We start from the raw sequence: 7464 nt of genomic DNA, 5'->3' as shown, positions 1-7464 counted from the left end.
CGGGGCCGCGTCGCGGGCGCCGCCCCCGGCCGCGCCGCGGGGCGGGCGCGCCGCCGCCCCGAGCGCGGCCCCGGCCGCGCACGCGAGCGCCAAAATCAGCCAGCCCGAACGGGACATCATGCGAGTCACCGATCCGCTTACCACCCCGCCGGCGCCGCGCCGGCGGGCTCATGGCGTCCGTTAATGGAGCCGTTATGCGCCGCTGCCGGTGGGCGCGGGTGTGCCGGCGGCCCCGGGGCGGCTCGGCACCGACGGCGACGGGGAGGTCGTCGCGCTGGCGGTCGGCGCCGGGAGCGTGCGCGTGAACCCGGGCAGGTACCGGACCCGGCGCCGCACCTCCCACCGAACCGCCGCTTGCGCCGCGACCGCGACCAGCCCGAACACGAGCCCCGGTTGCGCCGCCGCGACCGCCTGGGCGGCCGGTTGCGGGTACAGCACCGCCGCGACCGCGAACCCGCCGCCCAGCGCCGCGACCGCCAGAGCCGCGGCCACCGGGTTGAGCCACGCCAGCAGCACCACGAGCAGGAACACGACCAGCGAGCACACGACCACGACCGCGGTCCACGGCGCGCGGGCCACCCGCACCGGCTCGGGGCCGAGCTGTCGCGCCGCCAGCGGCTCGCCCTCTTGGAGCGGTGCGGGGGCGCCCGACAGGGGCTCGTCCCCGGACGCGAACCAGCGCTCCAGTTCGGCCCGCGGGGCGGCCGACGGCGCGAACACTGCCCCGCGCCACCGCCACCGCAGTTCCGCGCGGGCACGCCCCCCGAGCAGCAGCGGGGCCGAACCCGACGGCTCGGTGATCAGCCACCGGACCGGGCCGGAGTACGCGGCGGCCGTCACCCGCGGCGGGACGTAGAGCGTTTCCCCCACCGCCTGGCGCGTTCCGGGTAGCGCGTACTGCACCTCCAGCACCGCGGCGCGACCGGCCGGCAGTTCGGGCCGGAGCACGCGGAACAGGCGCCCGCCGTTCGCCTCGCCGGCCGGTTGCAGCGGGGCCACCAACCCGTCCAGGCGGGCCGCCGGGCTGGGACCGGTTCCGTTCGGCAGCCACACCTCGACCGCCGGGGCGAGCCACCGGACGAGCCGGAACCGCGCGCGGTAGCTGACGCTCCCGTCTTCGGTGGCGCCGGCTTCGATCAGCGCGCGATCGACCCACACCGCGGCGGCCGATTCCGGCGGCGCGGGGTGCAGCTCCACCGCGAACGGGTGCTCCGCGGACGCGCCCAGCGTGAGGGCGGGGAGCGTGTCGCGCTCGGGAATCACTTCCGGGGGCAGCTCCCGCCACCCCGGGGCGGCGGCGCTCACCGTTCGCCCCGTCATCGAGCTGACCCACACGCGAACCGTCGCTTCGGTGCGCGCCGCCTCGGCCGGCCAGAACAGCCCCACCGGCACCGCCACCGGCCCGTCGGTGCGTCCGGGCAGCGGGAGCGCGAAACTGATCCGCACGGTGTGATCGTTCGTGTCGGCGGCCGGAACGAACGACCACACACCGGGCGAAACGGCGTCGAGCGCGGGAACGGCCTTCAGTCCCAGCGCGTCGGCGGGGCCGCGGAGCCGCACCGGGCGCGCGAACCCGTCCGCCGCGCGCAGCCGGAGCGCTTGAGACACCACCAATTGGCGCTCGCCCACGGTCACGTCGGTGCGCACCTCTGCGGTCATATCCGGGCGGGGCGGGCGCCAGCTCAGCGCGACCCCGGCGGCCCCGAGCTCCGCCCGGCCGGTTACCGAAACGGGCACCTTCGGCGGGACCCCGTCCGGCCCGGGCGCGGCCCCCAGCGCCGCCCCGGTCGCCGCGCCGTGCTCGCCGTCCCGGTCGCGCCAGGTGCCGTGCAACTCGAGCCCCTCGGGCACGGTCGCGGTGACGGCCGCGTCCCGCTCCAGTGCTTGAGGGAACCGGGGCAGCGGCACGGTCGTCGCGCTCGTACCCGCCGGCACCGCCACCGCGCCGACCAGCACCACGCTGAACGGCTGCTTGGTGGGCCGGGCGAGGCGCACCGTGACCGGCAGCCACGTGCCGTCGCCCTTACCCTGCCCGACACCTTGCACGGCCTCGGGATCGAACTCGGACTCCAGCCCCCGCCACTCGGCCGGCACCTCGACGGTGAGCGCGTCGAGTTCCGTGCGGATCGGCCGGACGTTGATCTCCGCCCGCACGCGCCAACTGGCCCCGCCCTCGGCGAGATCGAGGCGGTACACCGGCCGCACCCGCACCGCGCCCTCGACCGGAACCGCCTCGACGGTCAGTAGGGGGACGTCCACCGGAGCGGAGCCCGTCGGGCCGGTGGTGAGTTTGAACTGTGCGACGCTCAGCTCGTCGTCCGCCGCCCCGCCGGCCGGGTCCGCGCGCCGGAGGTCCGGCCCGTGCCGGAACACGAACCGGTGGTGCGGCCCGGCTTTCACGGTCACTGTCCCGGTCTGGCGCAACACGTCGAGCGCCCCGAACGGCCCGACCGGGACCGGCGCCGACGCCGTCCCGGCCTTGGGCCGCGCTTGGCGCACAACGGCGGTGACCAGCCAGTCGGCGCCGGTCGAGTCGGCGGGCAGCGCGATCCTCCATACAGGCTTGTCGGGCTCGCCCGGTCGGATCACGACGGGCAACTGGGCGGGACCGGTGTCCCCGGCCGCCGCGACCCGCTCGACGCTCACGTCGGCGGCCGGCGGCGCGACGAGCTTCAGCTCGCGCCCGGGGCCGCGCACCTTGAACTTCGCCGTCGATTCGGCGAACCCGTCGGTCAACACCACGCCCACGTCGAGGTCGGCGCTCGACACTTGGTCCGCGGGCCGCGCGGCGACCGCAGGCGGGTCCCAGACCACCTCCAGCGACTCCACGGGGCCGAGCGGGAAGCCGCCCGCGCCGCCCGGGGCGAGCTGCTTCGCGTCCACGGGGAAGCGCCGTGGCTCGGTCAGTTTGGGCGGGTCCGGCGTCTTGGTGACGAGGGCGAGGCGCTTAACATCCCCCGGCACCTCGAGTGCGAACTTCGTGACCGGCGCACGCGGGAGGCCGAACTCGAACCCGATCTCCGCCTTCGTGCCGCGCGCTGTAACCGGGGCCTCGAGGTCGAGAACGAGGGCGTGGGCGCCGGCGGCCTCGACCAGCACCGCGAGCCCGTCGTCGGCGGTCTCGAGCACCGGCTGCTTGGCCCCGTCGAGCGCCGCGCCGGTGGCGAACGCGCGGCGCCCGCCCAGCGCGACCGCCGCGTTGGGTTGGGCGGTGCGGAACGTGTACGTGAGCTTCAGCGCGGCGACGAGCTGGTCGCCGCGCTTCTCGAGGCGCCCGCCGATCACGCACTCGTGCGGCGCGACCGGCTTGCGAGCGGCGAGCTCCTTTTTCAGCGCCTCGGCGCGATCGGACAGCCGTTGAAAGTCCTGCGGGCTGAGCGTCACGCCGTCCGCCGCCCCAAGCAGGAGGAACGTCCCGTCCGGGAGCTTCACTGCGAGCGACTTGGCGTCGGTTTTGTCGCCCTTGGTTTCAGGCAGTTTTTTGGACGCTTCGCCGACCTGTGGCTGAGCCGATAAGGCGGCCGAAGCGATCAACAGCGCGGCGAGGGCGAAAAGGCCCGCCCTGCGGCTGAACGCGAGCGGGGAAAGAGGGGAGTGCCGCCGGCCCCGCGCATTCGCCCCGCCACCGGGTTCCGAAGCGCGTCCCGGTCCCCGTTTCGGACGAAACGGGGTGACAGGGTGGGCAGGGGTCTCCGCGTGCGCGGGCATGGGTCGTTTCCGTTGGCAACGGCTCCGCCATTTCCAACTCAGTATACCCAAACCCCGCAGCCGATCCGCCCCGTCAAACGGGAATCGGCTTCCCGAATCCCCCAGGCGACCCGCGCAGGTCGTGCGCGCGGCCTTCTCGGCACCCCAGGATGGCACACAGGGCGGCGGTGAGCAGCACGAACGCCGCGGTGTGGGTGCCGTACACCAGCGCGAGGTCCGCGCCCCGACCGCCCAGCAGCCCGGGGCCGGCCATTAGCACGAACGATGTGACGAGCGATCCGATTACGAAGGCGCGCACGCGGCGGGGGACGCTCCCCACCGCGGCCGCCCACGCGAGGGCCGCCAGCGGGAGCAGCAGCACGACCGCGTGGTGCTTCCAGGTCCGCTCGCTAAAGAGGAGCATCCCGACGCAGATGAGCCCGCACTCGGCGGCGACGCGCCAGCCCTGGCGCGGGTCGGCCGGGCCGCGCACCGGCGCCCGGCACAGCACCACCACCGCGAGCGCGAACAGGCCCGTGAGCGCCTTCACTACGACCCACGCGGCGGGCCGCCCGATGTCCGTGAGGTTGTGGTACTCCGCGGGCGTGGGGATGTCGCCGTCCGGGGTTTTCAGGTACGTGATGTAGGACGGGCTGTTGGTGAACAGCCGGTACACGAACCCTGTGACCGCTTGGTTCGGGTGCTCCGTCGTGATCTCCCCCTTGAGCAGCGGGCGCTCGACCATGAGCGCGTACCAGTCCCCCATCAGCTCGCGGTTGCGGTCGAAGCCGAACACCGCGCCCGGCACCCCCACGAGCCACAGCACCAGACCGGCGAGCGCGGCGGCGAGCGCCCGCCAGCACCGCTTCCACGCGAAGTACGCGACGAACAAGGCGGGCGTCACCTTGCAGGCGATGGCGAGCGCGAGGGTGAGCCCGGCGAGCGTGTCGAGGCGGCGGCGGAACGCTTCCAGTGTGGCGGCGACCAGGAACAGGATGAAGATGTTGACGTTGTTGTGCGACAGGTCGCCGAGCAGTGCCGGCAGGCACACAACGACCGCCGCGGCTTTCGCCAGATCGAGGCGGGCGGAGCGCGTGAGCCCCCCCGCATCACGTTCGTGACTCGCCCGGTCCGGCGTTCGTTCGCCGGGCTCTGCCCCGTCCGCTTGGCACAGCCGGAACGCCCACACCACGGCCAGCGCCGCGAGCAGCACCTTCGCGTAGAACCAGCCCAGCGCTCCGGCCGCCGGTGGGAGCGCCGCGAACGGCCGTAACAGCACCGCCATGATCGGCGGGTTCGGGTACTCGTTGCGGCCGGTGTAGATGTTCTCCCCGGCGAACACCCCGTTCACCATCTCGCGCCACCGCAGAAAGGCCGACCGGGTCTGCTGCCCGGTGTCGCCCGGTTTGGCGATCTTGGCCGCGTACTTCACGCTCATCAGCACGACCACGACCGCCAGCACCCCGACGAACCCGGCCCGCACCCGGGCGGGGTTCGTGGCGTGAGCGGCCCGGAGCCATCCGGCGAACCGCGACAACGACAACAGGCGCACGCTCCACCCCTCCCGGGTAAAAGGAAGCGGAATCATCACGCGAACCGGCCCCCGCGGTCAACCCGAAGCCATGCCGTCCGGTGCGCCGTCTTGCCCTTGTTCGGCTCGCCGGGTTGCTGCTAGGCTGCGGCCCGGAACTGCGGCGAGGACGCGAGCTCATGGACGATGCACCGACCGGCGGATTTCGCGAGCAGCCCGTGTGGCTGGTGGCCGCGGCGGTGGTCGTGGTGGCGCAAGCCGGGCTCGCGCTGGGGCTGTTCGGCACGGGCCGCCAGTGGGCCGCGGTGACGGACGACCGCCCGATCGTGTCCGGGCGGCACCCGCTGCACCTGTACCACGGCACGCTCGGCGCCGCGGCGTTCCGGGACCACCGCAACGCCACCTGCTACGACCCGGCGTTCCAGGCCGGGTATCCCAAGACGCCGGTCTTCGACGGCGGCAGCCGGCCGGCGGAATTGTTCGCGCTGGCCGGCGGCCCCGGGTACCGCCCGGCGGCATACAAGACGGGGGTGCTCGTCTTCCTGATGCTGATCCCCGGCGCCTTCATCGCGGCGGCCCGCGGGGCGGGGCTGCCCGCCGGCCCCGCGGTGCTGACCGGGTGCTTCGGGGTGCTGCTCGCGTGGTGCCCGGCGGTCCGGGCAATGCTCGAGGACGGGCAGCTCGACCTGCTCGGCGCCGGGCTGGCGGCGGCGGTGTTCGTGCCGTGGCTCGGGCGGTACGCGCGGTACCCGGGGCCGGAGCCGTGCCTGGTGCTCGCGGGGCTGGCGCTGGCGGGCTGGTACGCGCACCCGCTGGTGTGGGTCGGACTGCTGCCGGTGATGCTCGTGTTCTACCTCGTGTTCGCGCCGCACCACGGCCCGGGTTGGCACCTCGGGCTCGCCGGGGTCGTCTCGTTCGGGGTCGTTCCTAACGCCTGGTGGCTCATTGACTGGAAGAACTACTGGTGGCTCCAGCAGCCGTCGTCGAGCGACCACATCCCGCTGCCGCCGTGGGAGGCGGTGCTGGGCGCCCCGGCCGATTACGCGGCCCTGTGCGCGGGCCTGCCCGGCGGCGCGGTGGTGCCGCTGGTGGCGCTCGGCGGGCTGGTGCTGCTGTGGGCCGGCGGGCACCGGGCCGCGGCGTGGCTGTCCCTGCTGACCGCGGTGCTGGCCGTCTGCGCCGCGCGTCTGGCGGCGACGTGGCCGCGGGTGCCACCCGAGGTGCCGACGCGGGTGGCACCGTTCGCGCTGGCGCTGCTCACCCCGGCCGCGGCGTTCGGGGTGTGGGAGGTGATGCGCCGGGCGCGGGCGGGCGGCGCGGGCGTGGCGCTCTGCGCGGCGGCGCTGTTCCTGGTGGGCTGGGCCGACGGGCCGGGCGCGCCGCTGGCGAACTTGGCGGGCGTGCGCACGCAGCCGTTCCTGCTGGGCCTCACCCCCGAGCAGCAGCGGCTCGTGGACGCGCTCCGCGAGCACACCACGCCCGCGGCCCGCATCCTGTGGGAGGAGGCGGGCGAGCGGTCGGGCGGGAACTGGTCCGTGCTGCTGCCGCTGTACACCGGCCGGGCGTTCCTGGGGGGCCTGGACACCGACTCGGAAATCGACCACGGGTACTGCGGGCTCCGGAACCAGTGCCTGAGCGGGCGCCCGCTCGCCGAGTGGACCGATAAGGAGCTGTCCGAGTTCTGCCGCTGGTACAACGTGGGCTGGGTGGTGTGTCGCACCCCGGGCACCGCGGAGCGGTGGGCGCGGTGCGCCGAGGTGAACGAGCGGGGCGAGAAAAGGCCGCTCGCGAGGGCGGTCGCGCGGTTCACCGAGAACGGCCAGCCCGTGGTGCTGTTGGCGCTCGACCGCCCGCTCACGTTTGTGCTCGACGGGCGTGCCGTGCTGGAATCGGCGGACGCGAAGCGAATCGTGCTGACCAACGTCGAGCCCAACGCGCTCGGGTACGTCGACCTGAGCTTCCACCACTTTGAGGGCCTGCACCCGCACCCGAGCTACCTGCCGCCTCTCCTCAAGTGCTCCAACCCGGTGACCCGCGACCCGGTGGACCACATCCGGATCTGGATGCCCGGCCCGGTGCCCCGCATCGTGCTCGTGTGGGAGCACCCGTAAGCGCCGGCGCCCGCGTTCACGTCCTTTGGCGGGCCGGGGGGATCTCGGCAACCCGCCCCGCGCGCACTTTTCGGCCACTTTGTCTTAATCGCTATTGACCGGTTCCGGCGCGCGGGTATGCCCGCACCCCAAGCA

Annotated in this window: 3 protein-coding genes; 1 reads left to right on the top strand and 2 read right to left on the bottom strand. The window is 74.2% G+C overall.

Translation table 11 applies throughout. From position 1 onward, the window contains the following. Positions 1-192: 192 nt before the first annotated feature. Both R5W23_RS11310 and R5W23_RS11305 read right to left on the bottom strand, forming a co-directional pair. Entirely contained in the window at positions 193-3534 is a 3342-nt protein-coding gene (locus R5W23_RS11310; protein ID WP_320686410.1) for a hypothetical protein, read from the bottom strand. A gap of 247 nt (positions 3535-3781) precedes the next feature. Beyond that, on the bottom strand, positions 3782-5239 hold the full coding sequence (locus R5W23_RS11305) for a glycosyltransferase family 87 protein (protein WP_320686409.1): 1458 nt from the start codon (positions 5237-5239) through the stop codon (positions 3782-3784). Between the two features lie 158 nt (positions 5240-5397). Between R5W23_RS11305 and R5W23_RS11300 the strand changes: the two genes are divergently transcribed. After that, the gene (locus tag R5W23_RS11300) at positions 5398-7329 is read left to right on the top strand and encodes a hypothetical protein (RefSeq protein ID WP_320686408.1); all 1932 of its coding nucleotides are present in this window, start codon (positions 5398-5400) and stop codon (positions 7327-7329) included. Positions 7330-7464 lie beyond the last annotated feature (135 nt).

Origin of the sequence: Gemmata algarum (assembly GCF_034097035.1) — a bacterium.
In the GTDB taxonomy this organism is placed as follows: Bacteria; Planctomycetota; Planctomycetia; order Gemmatales; family Gemmataceae; genus Gemmata; species Gemmata algarum.
This window is presented reverse-complemented; position numbering and strand designations above follow the sequence as displayed.